At 33.2% G+C, this 22843-nt stretch carries 26 protein-coding genes and 1 pseudogene; 21 read left to right on the top strand and 6 right to left on the bottom strand.

All coding sequences use genetic code 11. From position 1 onward, the window contains the following. Window position 1: 1 nt before the first annotated feature. Together KJS37_RS01805 and recU are read right to left on the bottom strand one after the other, a co-directional pair. Window positions 2–2089, bottom strand: a complete 2088-nt coding sequence (locus KJS37_RS01805) for a transglycosylase domain-containing protein (RefSeq protein WP_213495654.1) — start codon at window positions 2087–2089, stop codon at window positions 2–4. A gap of 31 nt (window positions 2090–2120) precedes the next feature. Continuing rightward, complete coding sequence (recU, locus tag KJS37_RS01800; RefSeq protein ID WP_017369393.1) at window positions 2121–2771, bottom strand: Holliday junction resolvase RecU; 651 nt, start codon at window positions 2769–2771, stop codon at window positions 2121–2123. A 730-nt stretch (window positions 2772–3501) separates the two neighbouring features. Between recU and KJS37_RS01795 the strand changes: the two genes are divergently transcribed. From KJS37_RS01795 to KJS37_RS10385, 5 genes are all read left to right on the top strand, one after another. Beyond that, window positions 3502–4554: a DNA cytosine methyltransferase gene (locus tag KJS37_RS01795; protein ID WP_213495652.1), complete on the top strand. Its 1053-nt coding sequence runs from the start codon at window positions 3502–3504 to the stop codon at window positions 4552–4554. Next, a complete protein-coding gene (locus tag KJS37_RS01790) occupies window positions 4551–5618 on the top strand; it encodes a DNA cytosine methyltransferase (protein ID WP_213495650.1) in 1068 nt (355 codons plus the stop codon). Before KJS37_RS01795 ends, KJS37_RS01790 begins: the two co-directional genes overlap by 4 nt. A gap of 25 nt (window positions 5619–5643) precedes the next feature. After that, window positions 5644–7116: a hypothetical protein gene (locus KJS37_RS01785; protein WP_213495648.1), complete on the top strand. Its 1473-nt coding sequence runs from the start codon at window positions 5644–5646 to the stop codon at window positions 7114–7116. A 329-nt stretch (window positions 7117–7445) separates the two neighbouring features. Further along, the gene (locus tag KJS37_RS01780) at window positions 7446–8021 is read left to right on the top strand and encodes a super-infection exclusion protein B (protein ID WP_244851293.1); all 576 of its coding nucleotides are present in this window, start codon (window positions 7446–7448) and stop codon (window positions 8019–8021) included. Next, window positions 8018–8389 carry a hypothetical protein gene (locus KJS37_RS10385; protein WP_244851291.1) on the top strand — a complete coding sequence of 124 codons (372 nt, stop codon included), beginning with the start codon at window positions 8018–8020 and terminating at the stop codon, window positions 8387–8389. The genes KJS37_RS01780 and KJS37_RS10385 overlap by 4 nt, the downstream gene beginning before the upstream one ends. A gap of 14 nt (window positions 8390–8403) precedes the next feature. Here the strand turns inward: KJS37_RS10385 and KJS37_RS01770 are convergent, their stop codons facing one another. Both KJS37_RS01770 and KJS37_RS01765 read right to left on the bottom strand, forming a co-directional pair. After that, a complete protein-coding gene (locus KJS37_RS01770) occupies window positions 8404–9330 on the bottom strand; it encodes an ImmA/IrrE family metallo-endopeptidase (protein WP_213495645.1) in 927 nt (308 codons plus the stop codon). Window positions 9331–9339: 9 nt separating this feature from the next. Then, a complete protein-coding gene (locus KJS37_RS01765) occupies window positions 9340–9699 on the bottom strand; it encodes a helix-turn-helix domain-containing protein (protein ID WP_213495643.1) in 360 nt (119 codons plus the stop codon). Window positions 9700–10672: 973 nt separating this feature from the next. Between KJS37_RS01765 and KJS37_RS01760 the strand changes: the two are divergent. The 7 genes and pseudogenes from KJS37_RS01760 to KJS37_RS01730 all read left to right on the top strand — a co-directional run bounded on the left by KJS37_RS01760 (window position 10673) and on the right by KJS37_RS01730 (window position 14408). Beyond that, window positions 10673–10753 (top strand): annotated as a pseudogene (locus KJS37_RS01760). Between the two features lie 229 nt (window positions 10754–10982). Then, entirely contained in the window at window positions 10983–11201 is a 219-nt protein-coding gene (locus KJS37_RS01755; protein WP_040086686.1) for a hypothetical protein, read from the top strand. Then, the gene (locus KJS37_RS01750) at window positions 11176–11469 is read left to right on the top strand and encodes a type II toxin-antitoxin system RelE/ParE family toxin (protein ID WP_014025141.1); all 294 of its coding nucleotides are present in this window, start codon (window positions 11176–11178) and stop codon (window positions 11467–11469) included. Before KJS37_RS01755 ends, KJS37_RS01750 begins: the two co-directional genes overlap by 26 nt. Window positions 11470–11530: 61 nt before the next feature. Beyond that, complete coding sequence (locus KJS37_RS01745) at window positions 11531–11698, top strand: hypothetical protein (RefSeq protein WP_230625255.1); 168 nt, start codon at window positions 11531–11533, stop codon at window positions 11696–11698. Window positions 11699–11924: 226 nt separating this feature from the next. Further along, a complete protein-coding gene (locus tag KJS37_RS01740) occupies window positions 11925–12224 on the top strand; it encodes a hypothetical protein (RefSeq protein ID WP_213495642.1) in 300 nt (99 codons plus the stop codon). Between the two features lie 15 nt (window positions 12225–12239). Next, entirely contained in the window at window positions 12240–12719 is a 480-nt protein-coding gene (locus tag KJS37_RS01735) for a DUF961 family protein (protein ID WP_213495640.1), read from the top strand. Between the two features lie 6 nt (window positions 12720–12725). Next, the gene (locus KJS37_RS01730; protein ID WP_213495637.1) at window positions 12726–14408 is read left to right on the top strand and encodes an FtsK/SpoIIIE domain-containing protein; all 1683 of its coding nucleotides are present in this window, start codon (window positions 12726–12728) and stop codon (window positions 14406–14408) included. Window positions 14409–14994: 586 nt separating this feature from the next. Here the strand turns inward: KJS37_RS01730 and KJS37_RS01725 are convergent. Continuing rightward, complete coding sequence (locus KJS37_RS01725; protein WP_213495634.1) at window positions 14995–15099, bottom strand: type I toxin-antitoxin system Fst family toxin; 105 nt, start codon at window positions 15097–15099, stop codon at window positions 14995–14997. Window positions 15100–15260: 161 nt separating this feature from the next. Then, window positions 15261–15545 (bottom strand): helix-turn-helix domain-containing protein, encoded by a 285-nt coding sequence (locus KJS37_RS01720; RefSeq protein WP_213495632.1) that lies wholly within the window; start codon window positions 15543–15545, stop codon window positions 15261–15263. A 225-nt stretch (window positions 15546–15770) separates the two neighbouring features. On the opposite strand from KJS37_RS01720, the gene KJS37_RS01715 reads away from it, so the two are divergent. The 9 genes from KJS37_RS01715 to KJS37_RS01675 all read left to right on the top strand — a co-directional run bounded on the left by KJS37_RS01715 (window position 15771) and on the right by KJS37_RS01675 (window position 22814). After that, window positions 15771–16118, top strand: coding sequence for a hypothetical protein (locus KJS37_RS01715; protein WP_213495630.1), 348 nt, complete (start codon window positions 15771–15773; stop codon window positions 16116–16118). After that, complete coding sequence (locus KJS37_RS01710; protein ID WP_213495627.1) at window positions 16096–16554, top strand: hypothetical protein; 459 nt, start codon at window positions 16096–16098, stop codon at window positions 16552–16554. The genes KJS37_RS01715 and KJS37_RS01710 overlap by 23 nt, the downstream gene beginning before the upstream one ends. Window positions 16555–16567: 13 nt before the next feature. Beyond that, entirely contained in the window at window positions 16568–16903 is a 336-nt protein-coding gene (locus KJS37_RS01705) for a hypothetical protein (RefSeq protein WP_213495625.1), read from the top strand. A 348-nt stretch (window positions 16904–17251) separates the two neighbouring features. Next, on the top strand, window positions 17252–18514 hold the full coding sequence (locus tag KJS37_RS01700) for a Rep family protein (protein ID WP_213495623.1): 1263 nt from the start codon (window positions 17252–17254) through the stop codon (window positions 18512–18514). 3 nt (window positions 18515–18517) lie between these two features. Further along, a complete protein-coding gene (locus KJS37_RS01695) occupies window positions 18518–18859 on the top strand; it encodes a hypothetical protein (protein ID WP_213495621.1) in 342 nt (113 codons plus the stop codon). A 20-nt stretch (window positions 18860–18879) separates the two neighbouring features. Continuing rightward, the gene (locus KJS37_RS01690; RefSeq protein WP_213495619.1) at window positions 18880–19083 is read left to right on the top strand and encodes a DUF3173 family protein; all 204 of its coding nucleotides are present in this window, start codon (window positions 18880–18882) and stop codon (window positions 19081–19083) included. After that, on the top strand, window positions 19080–20216 hold the full coding sequence (locus KJS37_RS01685; protein WP_213495617.1) for a tyrosine-type recombinase/integrase: 1137 nt from the start codon (window positions 19080–19082) through the stop codon (window positions 20214–20216). Before KJS37_RS01690 ends, KJS37_RS01685 begins: the two co-directional genes overlap by 4 nt. A gap of 113 nt (window positions 20217–20329) precedes the next feature. Then, entirely contained in the window at window positions 20330–21361 is a 1032-nt protein-coding gene (locus KJS37_RS01680) for a DUF5677 domain-containing protein (protein WP_213495615.1), read from the top strand. Between the two features lie 247 nt (window positions 21362–21608). Next, entirely contained in the window at window positions 21609–22814 is a 1206-nt protein-coding gene (locus KJS37_RS01675; protein ID WP_244851289.1) for a replication initiation factor domain-containing protein, read from the top strand. Window positions 22815–22843: the final 29 nt, after the last annotated feature.

Here is a 22843-nt window from a genome sequence, read left to right as displayed (position 1 = left end):
ATTAATTTCCTGTTACACTAAGGTCAGAACCTTGTTTTACGACATCACTTGGCATTTGCCAGTCTGCAACTGATGTTGGATCAGGATATAAATCCGTCATCATTGCTTTGAAAACCTTAGCAGCGACGTACATATTTTCACCATAGACAGGCTGTAGTCTATTTTTATATCCTGTCCATACAGCCATAGAATATTGTGGTGTGTAACCAACAAAGTTTTCGTCTGGTGCCATTGAACCACCTTGAAGCTGAGCTTGAGTGATTCCAGCTGTTTCAAGTGCTTTTGGATACTCAGCATCATCGTAGTTGGAAGTTCCGGTCTTCCCTGCTTCAGGAAGGCCAGGAGTTTGCGCATAAAGACCTGTAGAAAGAGCAGGTATTGTTCCGTCATTTCCTTTGATAACATCTTTGAGAATATCGGTAATGAGGTAAGCAGTTGAGGACTTCATCGCACGTGTGCGCTCTGGCTCATAAGTCTTTGTCGAGCCGTCAGGCATCACAATTTTCGAAACATAGTAAGGTTTTGTGTAGATACCATCGTTCGAAAAAGCAGCATAGGCAGCAGCCATACGTTCAGAACTTGCACCATATTGAGAATCCCTGCTTCTTGAGTTGCTTGAAATCCCATTAGCGAAAGTCATAGTTCCAGGTTCAAAAATAGGGTCACCTTTGTCATCATATTTTCCTGTTTCTACAGGATACTTAAATCCGAGTTTGTTGGCAAAAGCGGTCGCATTATCTAGTCCTACAGCAGCTAAAGTTTTAATGGCTGGGATATTACGTGAAAGTGCTAAAGCTTGTCGTACGGAGATATTTCCCAGATACTGATTGTCCCAGTTATTCAATTGAATATTTTGAGCATCGGGATAGAAATAGGGACCAGAGTCAGAAATGGTTTGGGCAGTGCTTGTATAAATGCCATTTTCAAAAGCTGGTGCGTAGTCGATGAGTGGTTTCATCGTTGAACCCCAGTCACGAGTAGGTTCTGTAGCTTGATTTGAGCCAAAAGGAACGATTTCTTGCTTACGTCCACCGATTTGGGCAGCAACGCCACCTGTCTGTGTATCAATCAAAGTTGAAGCAACTTGAAGTTCGTCATCAGTGAATGGTACAGAATCATTGGTATTGACAATGTTGAATAGATTTTCCTGCGCTTTGCTGTCAAGTGTGGTATAAATCTTTAACCCAGCATTCGGTGCGTCTGTCCCTGTTTCTCGACTGGCTTGTTTAATGGCCTCATTGATGAAGTCATTGGCATAGTCAGGGATATTTACACCACTCTTCAAATCTTGCAAACCATCATCGATCGGTGTATTGATGGCTTCATCTCTTTGCTTCGCCGTAATTTTACCATTACGGTACATCGAATTGATAACCAAATCACGACGATATTTTGCTGCTTCTGGATTTTTATAAGGATTATAAGTATTTGGCGCTTGTGGCATACCCGCGAGCAGGGCTAATTGTGCGATAGACAACTCGGTTAAGGGTTTGTTGTAGTAAGCTTGAGAAGCTGTGCCCATACCGTAATAACCATTTGCCATATTGACTTTATTAACATAAGCGGTAAATATTTGCTCTTTCGACCATTTTTGGTCCAGCTGTAAGGCAAGCCAAGCTTCTTGAATTTTGACTTTCATGTTTTGGTCTGCGGAGTCTGTGGAGAAGAAAGACAGCTTAATTAACTGCATATCTAAGGTAGAACCACCTTGGATATGTCCGCCACGCAAGTTATTAACTAAAGAACCAGCAATACGTATTGGGTCAACACCACGTGTATTGAAAAAGCGACGGTCTTCAATCGAGGTTACAGCATTAACGAGCATGACAGGGATATTATCAGTCTGTACCAAATCGCGCTGTTCAGCTCCAAGGGTGGCAATTACTTTCTCGTCCTTGTCATAGACTACAGTTGATGGTGGTGACTGTAATTTACTCATGTCTAATTTTGGGGCATCTTTAGCGTAATAGATAAAGAGTGCACCAGCAGCAACAAAAGTCAGGATGATTGTTGAAAAAATAAGAATTAAAGCCCATTTCAATGTCGAAATGAGGGACCTTTTGACTGTTGTGTTTGTATTTCGATTCATTTTTGATTTTTTTCGTTTATTAGTAGGAATTTTAATTCACCTCGCAAAGTTGATTAACGATATCCAAGTATGGAATCCTAGGAATCTGATTTGATGAAATTTGGTAAGCATGTTGCTTAATGTAATCAAGAGGGATAGATTTCAAACCTTTTTTCTCTTGATAAAAACGAATCAAATTCTCAGAAGGCAAGTAGTAAGTTTCGCCCAAAGACGCAAAGTGTAAAAGAACAAAGGCAATCCCTTTTTGTTCAAGAACTTTAGACATATGGACGATTTGATGCTCATGAAAATTTTTCAGAGGAAAACTTGTCTTCTGATGGGTTTCTTTGGCTTCAAAATCAATATATCTTCCTTGGTAGACGCCAGAATAATCTGTCGTTGAAGCCTGTCTAAAGTAGGCTTCGGTAATTTTAGCACGGCTACGTTGGGGATAATCCACCTTTACAATTTGTATAGGCGTTGGTTTTTTATGGATCACAGCGATATCATGTGCGAGATAATAATCATTCGTCGCATTAATCTCTGCTTCAAAGTTCATTCCACGTTTACCAAATTTTACTGCCGATTTAGATTTTACCATATTCGGAGCACTTTTCGCAGTGTTATGCACCACTTTTTTCTCCGTTTGTTTTTCTGAAAAAATTTTTCTTTGTTTATTTAATCCTTGAGGATATTTTAGCATGTGTGTGTTTCCATATATTAAATTGTTACTTCTATTGTATAATGTAATTATAGCAAAATATTTGTTTTTTGATTATTATTATTGGGTTTAGAGTATTATTAAATAAAAACTAACCAAAAAACTAACCAAGCAATGAAAATGTGTGTAATAAAATTTATAAAATAAAGACCGTGAAATAATAATTCTGCGGTTTTTACTTTGTAGGTTTGATTGTGATAAAATATTAATATAAAGCATTATGGTAAAATGATTTAAAATTTGTCTATCCGCACTATAACAGTAATTGTGATAGAAGGGGTATTAAATTAACCAAAAAACTAACCAAGCAATTAAAGTGTGTGTGTAATTTGTCGAATAAAAAACTGCTGAGTTTTAATAGCTTAGCAATTTTTTTACTGTGTGGATGCAAAAATTGAAAGAAAAAAATATTTATAATATATTCTTTTTTAATACTTAGCGATGAGAAAGAGTTACTAAATCATATATTTTGTGATATTTAAAAAGTAAATGGAGAATATATAGTCAATATAATCATTGAATAGTACTTTAAATTTTAAATGATGGTGCAGTTGAAATAGTGCGATGATTGGTACAAATATTACTGAAAATTTAAGCTTAAATGTTATAATGTTGTGTAGAATTATATGATTACCATATGAATATAAATATAAAAAAATTATCATGTGGATATTTTAAGGTAATAAGTTAGATAAATAGAATAAGAGGAAGAATGAAAGGTATATCATTATTTTCTAGTATAGGAGTTGCAGAGTACTACTTAAAGTCTGCAGGAATAGATATGGTATTATCATGTGAACTTGAACGATTACGTGCAGAAGCTCATAAAGATATTTATCCTGATACAGATATTATTATAGGAGATTTGACGAGGGACAGAGTAAAAAAAGAAATATATGATAAGGTATTGAATCAGAAAATAGATTTAATTATTGCAACTCCTCCGTGTCAAGGAGTCTCATTAGCAGGTCTTAATAAGAAAGAAGAGGATTATCTAAAAGATCCTAGAAATTATTTAGTATTAGAGGCATTAGAGGTTTTTGATAAATTAAAAAGCAATTATTTACTTATAGAAAATGTTCCTCGTTTTAAAAAGATGGTATTTCCATATAAGGGGGAATTTTTGTCACTGGAAGAATTATTGAAAGTGAAATATGAAAAATATTATAATATTGAAGTTGTAGAATATAATGCAGCAGATTTTGGAGTTCCTCAGACTCGCTTTAGAATAGTATATAGAGTATGGAAGAAGGGTTTAGATTGGAGAGTTAGTCCAAGTGGAAAAATAGTTTCATTGGAGGATGCTATAGGTAATTTGCCAATTTTAGAATCTGGGGAGAAGAGTAGTGTAAAAAATCATTTTTCTAGAAAGCATCCTGATAATCAAATTTTATGTATGAGGCATACACCCACAGGGAAAAGTGCATTTGATAATAAGCATTATTTTCCGAAAAAGGTTGATGGTGAGAGAATAAAAGGCTTTAATAACACATATAAGCGTATGCGGTGGGATGTTCCAGCTCCAACAGTGACAATGAGAAATGAGATTATTTCTTCTCAGGAAAATGTTCATCCGGGAAGACTCAAAAGCGATGGTACATATTCTGATGCAAGAGTTCTATCATTAAGGGAATTATTGATAATTTCTTCTTTGCCTGGAGATATGGACATTCCTTCAAATTTAAGTGAAAGACAATTTAGAACATTGATAGGTGAAGGAATTCCTCCACTGATGTTAAAAGAAATAGTAAAAGGTATTAAATGAAAAACAATATAAAACTGTTATCGCTGTTTTCTAGTGCGGGTATTGCTGAAACCTACTTTGAAGAAATTGGGTTTGATGTCAAAGTTGCCAATGAAGTGGTTCCAGAACGAGCAGATTATTATAAGAGACTTCATCCTAATACATATATGATAACGGGCAGTATAACTGATGATGTTATATATAACAAAGTAATTAACTCTGCAAAAAAAGAGAAAGTAGATATGATTATAGGTACTCCTCCGTGTCAAGGAATGAGTACCCTAGGAAAAAAACAATATTATACTGATGCAAGAAATGAACTTTTTTGGTATGTTATTAAAGCGATTCATGATTTACACCCGAGCTATGTATTAGTGGAAAATGTTCCTAAATTTTTGAAAATGAAGTTTACATATGAAGAAGGGGAATATTCATTTATTGATATTCTAGAACAAGAGTTTGGTGATTTATATACTATTGAAGCAGATATTCTGAATGCAAAAGATTATGGAGTACCACAAAGTCGTCCTCGTGCTATTGTAAAATTATTTAAAAAGAAATTATCATGGGCATGGCCTGAAAAAGACGATAAGATAATTACTCTTGAAGAATCTATTGGTAATCTTCCGAGTCTCGAGGCAGGGGAAAAAAGTTCACTAAAATGGCATAATGCCTTAAAAGCTAGCGAGATGAATGTGCATGTGATGAAGCATACTCCAGAAGGAAAAAGTGCAATGACTAATCCTATACATTATCCTAAGAAAAAGGATGGAGTAAAAGTTAAGGGGTTTCATAATACATATAAGAGAATGAAATGGTCAGAACCTTCCCCAGCTAGAGCTACAAATAATTTTATGATTAGTGGCCACAATAATGTACATCCAGGTAGACTAAAAGATGATGGAACTTGGAGTGATGCTAGGGCTCTAACCTTGCGTGAAATAATTATTGTTTCCTCTTTACCACTTGATTGGAATATCCCAGAACAGCTAGATGAAAAAGAAGATAAATTTGTTCGAATGTTAATAGGAGAGTCGGTTCCACCATTACTTAGTAAGAAAATTGTAGAAATGATAAAAAAATAAATTAAGTGGAAAGAGACATTTTAGAATGATTGAATATAATAGATATGATTTAAAGCAAAAATGGACAATAATGAAGTACATGAAAGATTTTGATTTAATGATTGTTTATGCTTACGCACTTCGTAGAAATGCAATATTGACTGATAAAGGCATCACAGAGATGTTAGAAGAGATGGAAAATGAAGGCGTATATTCTCCTCGACAAAAGATTAGTATTGACACAGGTAAGTTTAAGATTATTCAAATAGCTTGGTATATGTTTGGTTTTTATGCTAAAGGAAAAACTAAAAAGCAAGGCGATAAAAAATTTGTTTTCAGTCCTTTGGGGAATTTGTTACTAGATAACATTGGAGATTCAGAAAAGGTATCTAAAATTTTTTTGACGATGTTAATAGGTAATCCGTTTCGTCAACCTTTTTCAAAAATGTCAGGAGATTTTAATATTTTTCCATTTCGCCTCTTGTTTAATTTATTGGTTGATCCTCGACTTTCTGGAAAATTATATAATGATGAAGTTTTTTTTCTAGTTATGTTTATTAAACGATGTGATAAACTGACATATGAGGATTTAATACAGGATATATTAGCTCTAAGAAAAACTTCGGTTGAAGAAAAATTAGTTGAATTTAAAAAACAAGAAAGTGTATTGGCTAACTCTATACATGAGTGGAGCTATGCTTCTCAGTTATTTCAAGGTGCAGGTATATTAGATATTGTTGAAGGTGAAAGTGTGGGAAGCTTAGTTCAAGGGAATAATACTGGCCATAGAGCTTATAGGACTAACTATGTTAGCTTATCACAAGAAGTATTTCCATTTGTGAAAAGACTATTAGAGAAATATCCATTTTATGAAAAGCCTTATCCTGAAGGAGAAGATGCTCAAGGGAAGTTTATGGAAGATATAGTAATGTCTTTTTATAGCTTTTATCCTAAGGAATTATTGACTGAAATTGGTGAAACCATTGGTGAGGAAAATCAAGAACTTCTTGAAATTGTTTCTTCTATAAATAGGTATTCAAGAAATGAAAAACATAGAGATTATGATTTATTTGAAGATGCTTTAGCAGACGCATTTAATTTATTTAAAGATGTTTCGGCAAGAAAAATTTCAGGAGCTGGTGAACCAGATGTTGTTTGTATCTATGATGTTTCAGAAGTTCATAAAAAGAACTTTACTATTGAAGCGAAGTCTACTAAAAATAAGCTACTTGAAGTTCATTCTTCAAGACTTAAACAACATAGAGAGAGGCATTCCCTTTTATACACTATTGTTGTTACACCTGATTTTACCCCAGCGTGTATAAGGGATATTAAAAATGAACCAATTACAATAATAAAAGCTTCTGTTATAACTAATTATTTTTATCAAAGTATTAAAAGATATGGTAGAGAGTTGAGTTATAAAACTTTAGACAAGTTAGTTGAAAAATCTTTAGGGTACGACCTAACACCAATTTTAATAGAGTATATTTATAGTGAATTCGGTGTATCATATTAGTTTGCCCAAGCCTAATTATAAAGGGATTTTAGTCAGATAGATAGCCGTTTAAAATAAAAGTAAAAAGTCTTAGAATGACTTTTTACTTTGTAAGTGTGATTATGCTAAAATAAAGCTTTATCTTAAAGTTTGTATTTACCGCAGTAAATGAACCTTTCTGATAAAGGAAGATTAAAACTAACCAAAAAATTAACCAAGCAAATGAAGCAGTGTGTTTAAAATTTATAAAGTAAAGAGCCGTTATTATTAACGACTTTTTATTTTATAAATTTTATTTATGGTAAAATATATATTAAGAGTATGTTTTTATATTAAAGATGGAGAATAAAATGTTCGAGTTTATTGGAGAACTAATAAAAAAGATTAATTTAACCCTATTAATGGCAATAATTTTTTTAGGGACTTTATTAATAACTTATCTACCTAATCAAGTTATTTTAAAAATTGGATTGGAATCTTTTAAAAAAGATTATCAAATGTACATAGGATTGGCTTTGGTAATATCTGGATTATATTTAATTTTAATAGCACTTGGAGTTTTGTGGAGTATTGGTTTTGAGCTAATTTTTTCTCCTAAAAAAATTGCCTTGAAGTATTTAGAAAATACAATATCAGTTCATGAAATAACTTGGTTAGTTAGATATTTTTACAATGATGATAGTAATAGTTTTAACATGGCAGCTAGCGTGTCAATGTCTGATGGTATGCGAGTTCCGTTAGAACAAAAGCATATAATCTATCGTTCAGCTGAATTGAGTGATAATAGAGGTCTATTTCAATATAATCTTCAACCATATGCAATTTCATTTTTAGAAGATAGCATACAGAATGGTAGTCTAAATATCAATTTAACACATGATGGTTCCATTCGTGTAGAATTTATTAGAAATAAGGTAGGAAAATGAAAAGTAAAAAATATTATATTATTGGTATTATCGGTTTAGTAGTTTTAATTTCCGTATTTTTTGGAATAAAACAAATAAAATCAAACAATTTGGATGGAACGTATTATTCTTATTCAGATTATGATAAAGAAGATACTAAATATTTTGATACACCAAAAATTGTTATAAAAGGTGATAAATTAACATATACTTCAGATACAGAGGGACAAGGTGATTCTTCTTGGGATTTAGATCTAAAGAAAAAAACTATGTCATATGCTGGAGAAGCTAGTACACCTTATACTATAAAAGGTGATATTTTTAGTTTTTATGGACAAGATTATGTAAAAGAAGGTTCAGAAACTTACAAAAATGCTCGTAAAAAATAAATAAAACTGTTGGATTAAACCAGCAGTTTTTTTGATTGCTTTTTATAATATTCATTCATTACTAATTCTTCCAATAAGGTATTTTTAGTGAAATGTGCATATTCTAATTCTAAAATAAGTTCGTTTAATGATAGGCGTTTTAAAAAGGACACACAGGATACTATATTTATAATATTTCCATTACTTATTTTAATTGGAGAATTATTATTAGCCGCATTTCCTGAGTTTTTTTGGATTACGAGATTTTTTATTTTATTAGAAGCAAGATGATTATTATTTTTTAGTCCTAAAACTAGTTCCAAAGCTAGTGGTCGAGGTAGTTTTAAAATATGATATAAATAATTCATAAGTCGATTATGCAAAGCTTTGTGACTCATGTTAGTTACTAAGATAATTTTGCTAAAAGAATAATTTCTGTAAAATAATGATTCCAGTTTGTCGGTGGGGCAAAATAAGATAGAAGCTATGATATTCGCCTCATCCTCATAAGGTAGTATTTTATCAGGATAATTTCCATAGAATTTTGAAGCAAAAATTCTTTTGTTTGCTTCCATATTATGAAAGTATAAATGGCAAAGTTCATGAAGTATTGTATAAATAACACGTGAACGTGGCATAGTTTGGTTAATCATAATGACTATTCTTCCATTTTTAGGAATAGTGATACCTGCGAGGCGATTAACCATTTTCTTATTTACAAATTCAAAGTTAGAATTTTGTACTAGTGCTTCAAATTTATTTATTTTGTGTGAAGGAGTAGACCCAAAAAACGTGAAAAGAATATTATAATTCATTTCAAAATAGAAAATAATATCTAATGGAGTTATTTTAATTTTAGGCTTTTTTAATGTTTCAGAAATTTGATCTAGTAACAAATTTGCTTTTGTGAGGCATTGTTTATAAAATTGAGAACTTGAAGTTCGATATTCGAATTTTTTCATAATGATAATCTATTTTTTCCATTTAGAATCATCATTTAATAGTCTTTTAGCTATTGCCATCATTTCTTTAATAGCTTCATCATATTCAGCTTGTTCTTCTAAACTCATGTCTTTATTATCAAGGCGAAAAGCAGCGAGAAGTTCATTTTCTTCTTCAGTTAAATCATTATCTATTTTTTGTTCTTCACGTCCAAGAAGGTAATCAGTACTTACATTGAAATATTTAGCTAAAGCATTTAAGCGGTCAGTTGTAGGACTGTTTTTTTTGTAGTTATAAAGAGTGTTTTTGGGTAACTCTAATTCTTTTTCGATTTGATTTAATGATTTTTTATTTTTTTTTGCAAGTAACTGCAGTCTTTCATAGAACATAAAATATTCCTCCCAAAAAAATCAAAAAAATTTGTACTTAATGCTTGACAAATTTTAATGAATACATTAAAATATAAATATAGTTAATGAATGCATTAACTGTTTTGAAAACATAAATAAACAAATAGCCCCAATAAATGGAGCATTTGTAACATTATAAATAACTCAATTAAGTAAAACAAAAAAGTTAAACCTAATTGTGCTACTAATAGTACATGAACACTACTATTATAGCATGAAGAAGTATTTGCTTCAAGTGTGATTAATTGACTGATGGTGGGTACGCAACAGTAAAGTGAGATAATGTGTACAATCTGCAGGTGAATGAAAGATACGACTGAGCGGAGCAACTTCAGAGAGATAGGAGAGCCTAGAAAATCTGAAGGAGTATAAAGGTGGCAGAAAACTGCCCTTTGGGATATAGGATTCATGCTAGCATTATGCAATAGCAGAAGAACTCGTGTGAATCGGAAACCAAACCAACTTTCATTGTGTTTGTTATCCTAAAAGTCCGTGCCTTTCTTGCTCTTGGTGACAAGGGGTTAACAAGTCACTCAAACAAAAAACTAATAAGACTGCTGAGTTTCAGGGTATAATATCCACGCTTTCTCAGCTAAAACAAAAATATTTAAAGAAATAGTGATAATGTTGAATGATATATTACATTATCTGGATATTGAGTTTCAGGGTATCTTCCACGCTTTCTCAATTCAATCAAAAATATCTAAAGAAAAGAAAGAATATCTGACCTTCTGAAATAATAGATAGGGCTTGTTCTGAAAAACAGTAAAAACTTAAGTCAATGAACAACTAAATAGATTGTGTTTGTTCTTTTTATTTATAAAGAGAAACTTAAGTCAATGAGTTGCTCCTAGAGTAATGTTTGTTTTACTGGCAGTAATGTATGATGAAGATATTTTAATAGTATATGTTATAAATTTTAAAAAATCGGCTTTTATAGCTGATTTTATAATGACTGTTAGTTTAATGTAAAACATCTTTGGTTTTCATCAGAGTACCAAAGAAAATATAGGTTCGATTCCTGTACGGTCAATAGTGAATGTCTAATGGCTTCACACTCTCTTTCTTCTTGGTCGTGGAAAGAGCTTTTTTTGTTTTTCAAACCTTGAACTATTTGCTAGTACGGCAGACGGAGGGCGGTAGTCGATAAGCACTGAAAATCAAAATATAACGCAAAGATAAAATCTAAAAGAAAGTAGGACAGTTTATAGAGTTATAAAGCTATGGTATAATCAAAGTAGAAAAAGTAAAGGAGATAAGTTATGGCTATGCTGAATATATCACGTGAGGAAATGGTTACCATTTCTAAAAGAGAATATGACGATATGCAGGATGAACTGCGAAAACTCCGTAATCAAGTTATCCTAGATGGTAAACTTATGGAGGGCTTATCTTCTGCTTACAGAGAAGGGACAGTAGATGCTGATGAAGCATTGGGAAGATTAAAGGTTAAAGATGAACAACGTACGTTTATCGACTAAAGCAGCTCGTGACCTAGAACGCTTAAGGGACTTCCTTTACTATCAAACAAGGTCAAGACAAGTTTTAAGAAAATTTGATAGAGAGTTTGAAAATGCTAAGGATAGTATTTCAAAAAATCCATCAGGTTATCCTTTACTTGAACACAATAAAAAAATACGTAAAAAATACCAATGGAAATATTGGTATTTTTTTATTGATTATTCAGATGAAGTTGTTATTCAAAGGATTTTTCATGAGAGTGAGAACTGGTTGAATAATTTAGAATAAGAGAGGAAACTATTTGACAGAAATAGAGCGACGTTGCAATTTGATATATGATAATTTTCATATGGACTGTTGTTTACGTTATGACCAAAGAACAGCCTTGCAACTGTCGTATAAAAAAGCGATAGATCAGTTACAAAAAATAAAAGCTTCCAGTAATGACTGGGGCTTTTTGAATGCAGAACGGACTTTAACACGTGTTAAAGCAACATATAAAAAATTTATGTCTTAAGTAAATATTTATTGAGGTTATGAAAATATGATTTATGATTATTATGAAGTGCCAAATGAAGATGAAGAAAATGTTTCTTTAGTGATAATATTAATGGCTATGGTTATCTCAATTGTGTTATTACCATTATTAATTTTCAAATTCATATTTAACCTGAAAAAATGATGTCCTAACTTTGTCTGCTATGACATTAACTAGCAAAATATATTAATCTTAAGGAGAGAAAATGATTAAATTTCCAATTAAAGCCAAAAAATTACTCGGTGAGAAAATCATCGTAGATAAAAATGTTACAGTTGAAGCAAAACGTGGTGTTGAGCAAGGTTATACTCGTTACCATGCTTCCAGTAAAGAACAACCAGAAGGTTTTGAAATCCGTGTCGAAGGCTCTAGTGCCGCAAAACCTACACGCCGTCAAGAAGTTGTTTTGACAGATGTTAAACTGGCACAAGTTCGCAATCGTACCCAAAAAGGGAAATTTGTTTATGAATATGTTGTTTACGCTGAATCATTGAAATTAGTTTAAAAAGGGGAAATATATATGACATTGAAATTAAGTACAGTATTTGAAAAACAAAATGTATTGACTGAAGAAATCGCAGATTTTGACAAAGGGCTTGGAAAACTTACTTTCCAAACTGCTGTGCCACAAATGGTTTATGAAGATTATGAAGCTGAAGGAGGTGAAATTAAACGCCGTCCAACCAATGTAGTTGACTATTATGAAGTGAAACTTTATTCTGAAGCACTTGGTGAACAAATTGAAGTTAAAATGCCTGAATCCACAAAATTTGATGGTATTGAATTTGAAGATGAAGTCAAACTCGGCAATCGTTCTGCTTTCTTCTGGAATGATAAAGAAGTGACGACTTACAATGGTCAAACACGTACAAATTACTATGATGGTGTGAAGTTCCGTGCCGATAGTATTGAAAAAGCAAGCAAAGTTAATCATTCCAATCAAACTGCTGCTCCAAAACCTGAAAATAAATCAGAAAATAAAGCTGCAGACCAAAAATAATAGCCTATGGGACAAAAAAATGTGTCTAAGGGTTCTCGTTTAAGACTGTCTGATAAATATGACCGTCAAAGTTTTGTAGGCATTGTAGGGCTTATTTTGAGTAGTCCTAGTGCAGCTTTTTATAAAGATTTTCAAGCAATGGATTCTAAAATGCTCGCTCTTGTTTTGACAGGCATTTTTTTTATTGCTTTTTCTTTGGGATTTGGATTGCTGGTATTCACGTATGGTCATTTTAGAAGTTTTTCTATGAAAAATTATAAAAGGCTTTTATTGAATTATCTTGTGCAACACAATCTTATTGAGAAAGTGACGGTTAAAACAGATAAAGGAACAAGGGAACGGCATAAACTTGCTCGAATCTATGTAAAACAGCCCAATTCTTATGAATTACATACTTATTTTCCAATTGATGGAGGTACACATCAAGAAAAATTCTTATCTCTTTCTGCAGAATTAGAAACAACCTTCTTTGCGGACTTTCAAGAACAAAATTTTATTGATGAAAATAGGATTTTGGCTAAAAGGTCTTATGTAGAATATGTGTTTGCGATTGATGGAGAACGAAATAGAATTGGTGTTGATGATGTTGTTATCGATAAGAAATTAGGTTTGAAACTCATGAATGGAGTGTACTGGAATTATGAATCAGACCCACATTTACTGATTGCAGGGGGTACAGGTGGAGGTAAGACAGTACTCTTAATGTCCTTGCTCTCAGCCTTGGCTCGTGTAGGTAGAGTGAGTATCTGTGACCCTAAGCGTTCAGATTTTGTCGGTTTAATAGATGTTCCAGTTTTTAAAGACCGTGTTTTCATCGATAAAGAAAGTATGATGAATTGCTTAAGGCAAGCTGTTGAATTTATGAATCAGCGCTATGATACCATGACCAGTCATCCAGAATATAAGCCAGGCAAACGATATTCAGATTATGGATTGCCTCCTGACTTTATTCTTTTTGATGAATGGGCAGCCTTCATTGCAAGTTTATCTTATCAAGAATATGATGAAGTGATTCAATGGGTCACACAAATTGTCTTAAAAGGTCGTGCTTCAGGTGTATTTCTTATCTTGGCTATGCAACGCCCTGATGGGGAATATCTTAAAACAGCGCTACGTGATAACTTCATGAAACGTTTGGCGGTTGGTCGTTTAACGGCTTCCGGTTATCGTATGATTTTTGGGGATGAAAACGAAAAGAAAACCTTTAAATATATTAAAGGGAAAATCGGTCGTGGTTATGTTTCAAATAATGGTGAATTGGCACGTGAATTTTATAGTCCACTTGTGCCGATTGCGGAAGGGTATGATTTTATCTCAGAACTTGCAAAACTTCCTGTGTTGGAAGAAGTTCAACCTGTTCAGCTAGAAGCACCTCCTATCTCAAATATTGAGCAAGAACGTGCAGAAGCAGGACAATTAGAAGAAAAAACTTATACCATCACATCTTTAAGCCGCAAATTGGAACAGCCAAATAAAACTGTAAAAACAGTGATTGAGCGTTTAGCTGCAGGGGGATTTTCTATTCGAGAGGAAGCTCCTTATACTGAAGATGATTACTATGCCATTCAATCTGTCTTTTCTGCCAAAGAAGCAGGAGAGTTGACCTTGAATGCGGCTATTGATGAAATCTTGGCGGATGAAGCGGAGTACAAAAAAGATTTTGAGAATTTTAATAAGCCTACGGCTTAGATTTATTCAAAAAAATTGATAAAACCTGCAGTCGGCGGTGCGTAAATTATAGGACTTGTCCGTCTGTCCGAAGGACGACTTGCCAAAGGCAAGCAATTTTCCACGGTCGTACTGCCCTCACAAACGGTAGTGCGTGACAGCAGTTTCCACTTATTAAGGAGCTGTTTTTCTCTATTTGGATTTAATGCGTGCAGTAGCGTAAGCATAGCTCCGTGCGAAGCGTAAGGAGTGAGCGTGCGAATGCACGGAGTGGTGGCGTAAGCCGCCACTCGATAAACCCCCAGAGTGCTAAGACGAGTGGTTTATAAAAATGATAAAGGAATGTTGATTTTAAGCTATTTTGAGATTTTGAAAATTACGTATTTCAAATGATTTTTTTATTCGAGCTACCATTTTAGCTACCAAAATGAAAAAATGGTTGTATAATCTGTTATACAACCAAAAGTTGTGGTATAATGAATTTAACGAATAGAATTTGGAGTGTACATTCACAACAGATTCAAATGAGCTATGGGGAGCTGTAGCTCATTTTTTTGTACAAAAAAACTGCCAGATTGAGTAGGTCTGACAGCTTAAAAATGTGGAATTAATGGCGCTTTTTATGTCGATTTTTTAAACAGTCCTTGATTAATTCGAGGACGACACCCACCACAATAGGTGCGACTACAGATACGAATAGAATTTGAAGCATACATTTCACCCCCTTCCTAGGCAGAAATGCTCCAAGAAGGTGCGCCAAAAGTAATTATAGCATATCAAAGCAAAAAATCGCCTAAGTTGTTAAACTTTGGCGTTTTTTGATTTTCTCACTCCACGTGATAGTGGTTGAGCCGTAGGCTCAAATGTAGGAGATTATGGCTTATTGCTGAAATATGTATCTATGAGCTCTCTAACTGCTTTCATATCCTCTTCTGTGGGGCTATATGGTTCGAGGTCAATAACATAGCTTTGCCCTGTGAGATAGTCTGGAGTTACTTCAAGTGCTTCTGCTAGTTTTTGTATAGTGGATTCTTTTGGAGTTCGAACTCCTCGTTCCCAGTTAGCATAATTTTGATAACTAGTATCCAGTAGCTTTGCTATTTCAGTTTGTGTCAAGCCTTTTTCTAATCGAATTGCTTTTAATCTGTCTTTGAGCATAACAAAAATAGTTCTTTCTTGACACCCAACCAAAAAAGTTGTATTATTTAATTACAATCATTTTGGTTGGGTTTGGCATATTTTGATTATTTAAACTTAAATTAAAGGAGGTGGTGCTTACTGCATGTAAAACACTCTAAATAAGCAAAGGGACTAAAAAGCCCCCAAACTAAATTAAACTAAACTAATTATATCAGAAAAACTTTAGAAAAGGAATGCGGTTGTATGACAGAAACAGAAGATAAATTAGATGACCTTATGCGAGGTATTGGAGTTATTGCTAATGTTATGCTTGTTGGTCAAACTACTTTTGGAGATGATGAAAACTTCACTAATAAACATATTGAGTTATTTTCTTCAATGTGTGAAATGACATCAGTATATGCAGACCATTTACAAAATCTTGCGGGAGAGGTCGAAAAATCTCAACATATGGAAAAAAAGGCTATGATTCAAAGCATAGATATGTATAAAGAGACTTTGTCTTTAAAAAAGTTTCGTGAAAATGGGGAAAGTTCCCCTTATGCAAACACTGAAAAAGAAGTGACTGATGAATTATCAAGAACTAGCTGATAGACTTAATCGTCCTTATAATACCATTCGTAAATGGAGAGGAGAAATAGAAAAAATCTCCGGTTATCATTTTAATCGTATAAAAGTGAGGAATGGTAGAGGGAGAAAAAATCGAACAACTTATGATTTTTCAAAAGATGATTTACAGGACTTCTTGGCACTTGAAAAATTGTTGTTGGACGGTAAAAGCAAAGAATATGCTATTTCTGAGATATGGGGCAATCTTGCTGAAGAAGAACGTTCTAAACAAGACGATAGATTATCAAGATTAACGCGTAATTTCAATATTGCAAAAGGAAAAATTAAGACTTTGGAAGATAGAAACCAAGTCTTACAGAGTGATGTTGCTACTCTACATAATCAAGTAATGGCTCTAACGAAGCGAGTTGAAGCACTCGAAAATAAAGGCTTAAAGAATATATTTAAAAAACAATAATGGAGGTGCTAAAATGGCACAAATCACAGTAAATGTAAATAAAATCGCAGACGATATCGTTAAACAAATTCAAAATGCTAAAGAGCTGTATGTAAATGCTGATCCAGTAGAAGCTATGAAATGGAACCCAGACAAAAAAGAAAATGAACCCAACGGTTGGAAAACTGAAATTCAAATTATGGAACCAGGTTCTGAATACTTGCGTCAAACATTCTTTATCAAATCAACTGAAAAGCCAAGAGTTGCTATGAACGATAAGGTTTCTGTGGAGATTACGAACCATGGGGCAATTACAGACCGTAAAGGGGTTATGCTTTGGTACAATGGAACACTTAGAAAGCTAGGCTAATTCTTGTCAGTGGGCGACATCTTAGACAAAAGGGAGCGTTGCCCCAAAGGCATTAAGCTCCCTTTTGTCGTAAAGAGATAAGGCGAACACGACCGACAAGAATTAGACTAGAAAAATGAGAAAAAGAAAGTATGTTTTACAAAAAGTATAATGTGCCAGTGCCAAAATAAAATGTACTTTGTAATATTACGGGTGCTCGAAAACTCCGTCATAGAGTACCCGAAGGGATTGCGAAGCTAAAAAGAAATATTAGTGTAATATGGCACAGTAATCTAATTTGTGCCAAATGAAAATTTATGAAAATGAATATTATGAATTGTATCGACAATTTGGGGAGGGGGTTATTATGTGGGACAGTCGAAGAAAAGAACCTATAGTATAACCTTAAATTATGACTATGAAATTCATGATGAACAAGGAAATATAAAGTCAGATATGACAAAAGAGCAATGGAAAGACAAAGTAATTAAGATGATTAATCAGAATATTTCTGATAATGATTGGTGTGCTTATGCTTTCCATGATAAAGATATACTATCAGACGGATTACCGAAGCCTTTACATGTTCATATTTTAGTTAGTTTTCAAAATGCAAGACATCAAACTGCTGTTATGAAAATATTCAATGTTTCAAGACCAGAAAATTGCCAAAACACAAAGAAAATAGCCAATTCTGCGAGGTATTTAACCCATAGAACAGAACAAGCTATGATAGACGGTAAATATCAGTATGAAGTCTCTAGTGTCCACACAATCAACTGTGATTACCTTAAATTGATAAAAGGGAAAGAAAAAATAAATGTTCAAAATGAAATAGAGGAATTTGTAGCCGATATTTCCGAACAAATTATGAATGGGGAGTTGTACTTACCTAAAATTCGAGATTTATTTTTTAAAGAATTTGATCGAGCTTTAGCTGATAAACTTTATAAAAGATACCGTAGAGAATTTGAAAAAGACTTTCAAGAATACTTACAGCATAAAGGCGAAGAATATAAGGTTAATGGGAGAGATTTATCTACGGTATATATTTGGGGAGTAAGTGAGGGCGGTAAGAGTCATTTAGCTAAAAGAATGGGATTGCTACTCACGGATAGATTGCACTTGATACCTGCTTCTGGTAAAAATAAGACCTTCGACCCTTCTGGTTTATATCAAGGCGAAGAAGTTTCTATATTTAATGAGATTTCTGGTAAAGAGTTCAATAATAAAGAATTTCTAGGACTTGCAGACCCTAAAAATTATAGTCCGATTAACTCACGTGGTAAGGATAAGCATTGGCTAGCAAGGTATCTATTCTTAACGAGTACGGATAGTAGAGAAACATTTATTAATAATCTAATGCCAAAGTTTGAACAGGCAGAGAGCTTTGAGAATAGGCAGATAAAAAGACATGAAATAGCACGACGTGTCCCTTATGAAATACAGTGTGTTTCCTTGGGATATATGAAAACTAAATTTTGTCTAGGGGTATATGACAATCAAAATCAAGAAATGTTTTCTATTGGGTCTGTTATTTGTGAAAAAATAGATGATGACGAAACAATGAAAAAAGCTGCATTAGAAATTTTACAAAAATTTGGATTGAAGAAAAAAGAAATTAAGGTTTGAAAAATGAATAAAGAAAAATTTGATAAAAATAAAGTCTTAACACTTGCGGATTGTTTATTTATTAAGAATGGCTGGGTATCTATGCCTTTGGAGATTGCGTCAAATATTGCGGATGAGGCTGTAAATAAAGGGTATATTCATATTTGGCAACATTTAGAATTAGACAAAGAGGTTTTAGGTAGCTGGGTAGATGATACTTGCGGTGGGAATGCTGGACAAATTCCAGTTATTGATGCTTTTGACTTTTTGGAAAAAATGGCAAAATTTTCTAAAGAAAAGACTTGGGGGAAATGCGAAAATCAAGTTGTTAAGAGTAAAGATGGCGATATAAAAGCTATTTATTAATCAGAAATGGAGGATATGAAATGCCTAAAAAAATAGAAATTCAAACTGTGATACAGTACAAAGATTTAGTTAAATTAGGGTTTACTGTGGGAACTTCTCGAAGTTTGATTAAGCAAGCTAAACAAGTGATGATTAATCGTGGCTTTGATTTTTATGATAATAAGCGCTTAGGAACTGTTCCTCTTGAAGTTGTAGAAGAAATTCTAGGGACTAAAATTGCATGATAAAAACGAGTTACACAGGAGTAAGCAGAGATGAAAAAACAGGTAAATATGCTTATTATTTTAAGGCTGGAATAGATAGAGCTACAGGCAAGCCTTATCAAGAGCGTAGACGTGGTTTTAAGACTGCTAAAGAGGCTCATGAGGCTCGTATTAAGTCTATGAAAAAAGTTCATGATATGGGAGGTATGGCGTATACTCAAATGAATTTAAGCCAGTTTATTGATGAAATATACTTGCCTGATTATTTTTCTCGTGTGAGAGTAAATAAAATGGATAGGCGAACCTATGAATATGAACAGATAAAAGACTTCTTAGGAAAGAAAAAGCCTAAAGATATTACGGTCTTTGAAATTACACGCTATAAAAAATACCTATTAGAAACATATTCTAAAAATGGAGCAAGAAAGAAAATGGGATATTTGAATACAATTTTGAATATGGCTAAAAATTATGGTTTATTACGTGACAATCCAGTTGAAAAAGTAGGAAATATTCCCATGGAAAGGAAAGAGATAGATTTTTGGACAAAAGAAGAATTTCAAATATTTATTGATAGTCTTGACCGCTCTAAATATTATGAACACTTTATTTTTACAATGATTTGGTTATATTTCTTTACAGGTATGCGAGTAAGTGAAGGATTAGCTTTATATTGGGCTGATGTAGACCTTACGAAGCAAAGGATCACAATCAGCCATAATTTAGATTATGGAAATAAACAAAATTGGGAACGAGTAAACAAGTTAAAGACTGAAAAATCAAGACGTATTATTTCTATTGATGATACTACCTGTCAAGTATTAGCAGAATGGAAAGAGCGACAAAAAGAATTATCCGATAAATTTGATTTTGTTCTTTCTTATGATTTGACCCCTAATGATGCTCATTTTGTACGTGATATGCTTACAAAATATAGCCAACGTGCTGGAGTTAGAAGAATACAAGCTAAAGCACTTAGACATTCTCATGCTTCACTTCTAATCAATGAGTATAATGTTACTCCCCTACTTATTCAAAAGAGGTTAGGGCATACAGATGTAAGAACGACATTGGGTATTTATAGCCACCTCTACCCTAATGCGGATGAAGAGATAACAGAACAGCTGAAAAATTTGGTGAAATTTAGGAAATAGTGTACTCTGAAATTGAAAAAATATTATCAATTAAAACTATTTGTATATTTGCATTTCTAAATAGAATAGATATAATTAAGAGAATGAATTGTTAATATTTTAAGGAGAGTTTTATGGCTAATAGTGCAACTAAATTGTTACAAGATACTTTCATGAATATGTTAGAAGAACAGTTGGGAAAAGCTGAATCACAGGAAGAAGCTGATGAGATAATAAAAAAATTTGAAAAAATAGACATAAGTAAAATTATTGTTGAAATGTTTAATACAGTGGCAGATGATACAACCCGTTATATGCGAGATACTATGTTTGAAAAAGTTACAGTATTTCGAGCCGATGAACAAGAATTTTTAGCAAGGCAAGAGCAAAAATGGTATAGGGCTTTTGCGGCATCTGAATCAATGTATATTATGACATTAGAGGGTGCAGAAGCATATATTGAGGAAGTAAATCAGTTACCACAAGAACAATTAAAAGAGCGTTCTTACACTTTCACTGCAATGTTACATATACATGGGAGAGCAATGCAACAATTTCTTGAAATTATCACATTGATGAAAAATGGCTTTGCAGATGGGGCATATGCAAGGTGGCGTTCAATGTATGAGCTTGCTATTATTTCATCATTTATTACTGAAAATGGAGAGAAAGTTGCAAAAGCATTTATAGATTCATCGTTTACCGATGATAGGTATGAATGGGCTCGAGCAAGTGATATATTTCCTCCTTCAAAAAGATACATAAGCTTTAATGATATACAAAAAAACTGTAATATAGATAGTGCTAGTTGGCGACAACAATATGACTTAGCGAACAAAACTGTACATGCTTCACCTCAAGGAACTTTTAGTCGATTAGGGACTGGAGGAGGAGAAGATATTATTTCCGTGGGTAGAAGCGATTATGGTATTACTACAGCTGGAGAGCATTCAGCAATATCTTTAGCGCAAATAACATCTATGTTTTTTTCAATTCATATTACCGAAGATTCTGTTGTAGCCATAAAATATATTAAAAATTGGATTGATGTTGTTCGAGAAGAATATTTTAAAACTCACGATTATGTTTTTCCTGATGATGAAAAGCTTTGGGATGATAGTATGGTAAGTTACGAGAATATGGAAAATGGTAAGTCAGAAGAATAAGTAGTATATTAAAGTACTATTCTTGGCTACCAAAATAGCTACCAAAAATAAAAAACAAGGACTTGAACCCCTATGAAATATGAGGTTAAGTTCTTTTTTTATTGCGATTGGTAATGAGGGGGGTAAGAAGTGACACTACCTTAACAATCCCAGTAAACAAGCGAGTTCAGCAGGTGTCACCTGTTTGAAATTTATTGTGATATGACATAATTATTTGGAGTGGTTAATTGTAATTAGATGAAGGAGGTTGACAAAAATTGATGTAAAATCTGTAAGGAAAGGCGCTCATGTTACACAACAATTTATGTCTGATGTTCTTGGTATTTCTCTAAGTTATTATAGAAAAATCGAGAAGGGGATTAAACCTCTTACTCCTGAGTTAAAGGAAAAGATAAAAAAGGCTTTCTTTAAAAGATTTGATAGTCACTACAAAATTATTGCAACGATTGACTATGTGAATATTCGATTCCAAACTTTAAATGTTAATGAAGTGATAAAAGAAGTTTTGGGTTTGAAAATCGAAAACTTTCACTTGAATGATATGAAACGTTACAATTATTCCTTCTTTCTTAATTATGGGCATATCAATGTTTACTATCATGATAAAGACCCTAAAGCAGGTGTCTTGATTGAAATGAGTGGTCAAGCGTGCCGTGAATTAGAATATGAGTTTGAATATCACCAAAATAAGAAAACATGGTATGACTTCTTTTCAAATGCTATTGATTATGGGTTAAGAAAAGCGCCTGAAAATGAAAATTTTGTAAAAGTAACACGCTTTGACTTGGCACTTGATGAACAATATAACGAAAAAGAAGGGAACTTCGATTTGTTTAGCTTATTGAGTGCTGCACGTGATGGACGGTGGAATGGTCGTAAAAAGAGTTATGCGGCTATTTTGGGAGGAAGAAGAACTGCAGAGGGATTAGTCAATGATGGCTTATCTCTTTATTTTGGTTCAAAACGCACACACTTATTTTTTCGTTTCTATGAAAAAGACTATGAACGTGCAGAACAAGAAAAAGTTTCAGTCGAATCTGTTCGAGATCTCTACGGTTTAAAAAATCGTTATGAAATAGTCATGCGTAAAGAAATTTCAAATGCTTTTGTGGAGCGTTTCGTCAATGAGAACTTCAATTTTGCGGAAGAAGGGGTCAAGTTGATTAATGATAATTTGACCTTTTATGATAAAGAAGGCAATTTGGATATGGACTGGTATAAGTTGATGGGAACAATGAATGCTTATCACTTTACTGTGCAGCCTGAAGAACCTGATGTCAACAGTATGTTTCATTGGTTTGAAAATGGTGGCCCTGCTTCAACATATTTATTATTGAGTAAATATGATGAAATGATGGGAGATAGTCGTTTACAAGAAATCATAGAATCTGCGGAAATAACAGAAAGAAATGAAAAAATACTGGAACAACTCGAACTTATCAAAGGAGGCTAGCCATAGAAACTAATTTGAAACACTTTCAC

It is taken from the genome of Lactococcus formosensis, from assembly GCF_018403745.1.
Lineage (GTDB): Bacteria > Bacillota > Bacilli > Lactobacillales > Streptococcaceae > Lactococcus > Lactococcus formosensis.
Note: the sequence above shows the minus strand (reverse complement) of the source record. Positions and strands in the feature narration are given on the sequence as shown.

Coding starts and splice junctions, on each gene's coding strand:
- KJS37_RS01805 (WP_213495654.1), bottom strand. CDS start 2,089: ATGAATCGAAATACAAACACAACAGTCAAAAGGTCCCTCATTTCGACA.
- recU (WP_017369393.1), bottom strand. CDS start 2,771: ATGCTAAAATATCCTCAAGGATTAAATAAACAAAGAAAAATTTTTTCA.
- KJS37_RS01795 (WP_213495652.1), top strand. CDS start 3,502: ATGAAAGGTATATCATTATTTTCTAGTATAGGAGTTGCAGAGTACTAC.
- KJS37_RS01790 (WP_213495650.1), top strand. CDS start 4,551: ATGAAAAACAATATAAAACTGTTATCGCTGTTTTCTAGTGCGGGTATT.
- KJS37_RS01785 (WP_213495648.1), top strand. CDS start 5,644: ATGATTGAATATAATAGATATGATTTAAAGCAAAAATGGACAATAATG.
- KJS37_RS01780 (WP_244851293.1), top strand. CDS start 7,446: ATGTTCGAGTTTATTGGAGAACTAATAAAAAAGATTAATTTAACCCTA.
- KJS37_RS10385 (WP_244851291.1), top strand. CDS start 8,018: ATGAAAAGTAAAAAATATTATATTATTGGTATTATCGGTTTAGTAGTT.
- KJS37_RS01770 (WP_213495645.1), bottom strand. CDS start 9,330: ATGAAAAAATTCGAATATCGAACTTCAAGTTCTCAATTTTATAAACAA.
- KJS37_RS01765 (WP_213495643.1), bottom strand. CDS start 9,699: ATGTTCTATGAAAGACTGCAGTTACTTGCAAAAAAAAATAAAAAATCA.
- KJS37_RS01755 (WP_040086686.1), top strand. CDS start 10,983: ATGGCTATGCTGAATATATCACGTGAGGAAATGGTTACCATTTCTAAA.
- KJS37_RS01750 (WP_014025141.1), top strand. CDS start 11,176: ATGAACAACGTACGTTTATCGACTAAAGCAGCTCGTGACCTAGAACGC.
- KJS37_RS01745 (WP_230625255.1), top strand. CDS start 11,531: ATGGACTGTTGTTTACGTTATGACCAAAGAACAGCCTTGCAACTGTCG.
- KJS37_RS01740 (WP_213495642.1), top strand. CDS start 11,925: ATGATTAAATTTCCAATTAAAGCCAAAAAATTACTCGGTGAGAAAATC.
- KJS37_RS01735 (WP_213495640.1), top strand. CDS start 12,240: ATGACATTGAAATTAAGTACAGTATTTGAAAAACAAAATGTATTGACT.
- KJS37_RS01730 (WP_213495637.1), top strand. CDS start 12,726: ATGGGACAAAAAAATGTGTCTAAGGGTTCTCGTTTAAGACTGTCTGAT.
- KJS37_RS01725 (WP_213495634.1), bottom strand. CDS start 15,099: ATGCTTCAAATTCTATTCGTATCTGTAGTCGCACCTATTGTGGTGGGT.
- KJS37_RS01720 (WP_213495632.1), bottom strand. CDS start 15,545: ATGCTCAAAGACAGATTAAAAGCAATTCGATTAGAAAAAGGCTTGACA.
- KJS37_RS01715 (WP_213495630.1), top strand. CDS start 15,771: ATGACAGAAACAGAAGATAAATTAGATGACCTTATGCGAGGTATTGGA.
- KJS37_RS01710 (WP_213495627.1), top strand. CDS start 16,096: ATGAATTATCAAGAACTAGCTGATAGACTTAATCGTCCTTATAATACC.
- KJS37_RS01705 (WP_213495625.1), top strand. CDS start 16,568: ATGGCACAAATCACAGTAAATGTAAATAAAATCGCAGACGATATCGTT.
- KJS37_RS01695 (WP_213495621.1), top strand. CDS start 18,518: ATGAATAAAGAAAAATTTGATAAAAATAAAGTCTTAACACTTGCGGAT.
- KJS37_RS01690 (WP_213495619.1), top strand. CDS start 18,880: ATGCCTAAAAAAATAGAAATTCAAACTGTGATACAGTACAAAGATTTA.
- KJS37_RS01685 (WP_213495617.1), top strand. CDS start 19,080: ATGATAAAAACGAGTTACACAGGAGTAAGCAGAGATGAAAAAACAGGT.
- KJS37_RS01680 (WP_213495615.1), top strand. CDS start 20,330: ATGGCTAATAGTGCAACTAAATTGTTACAAGATACTTTCATGAATATG.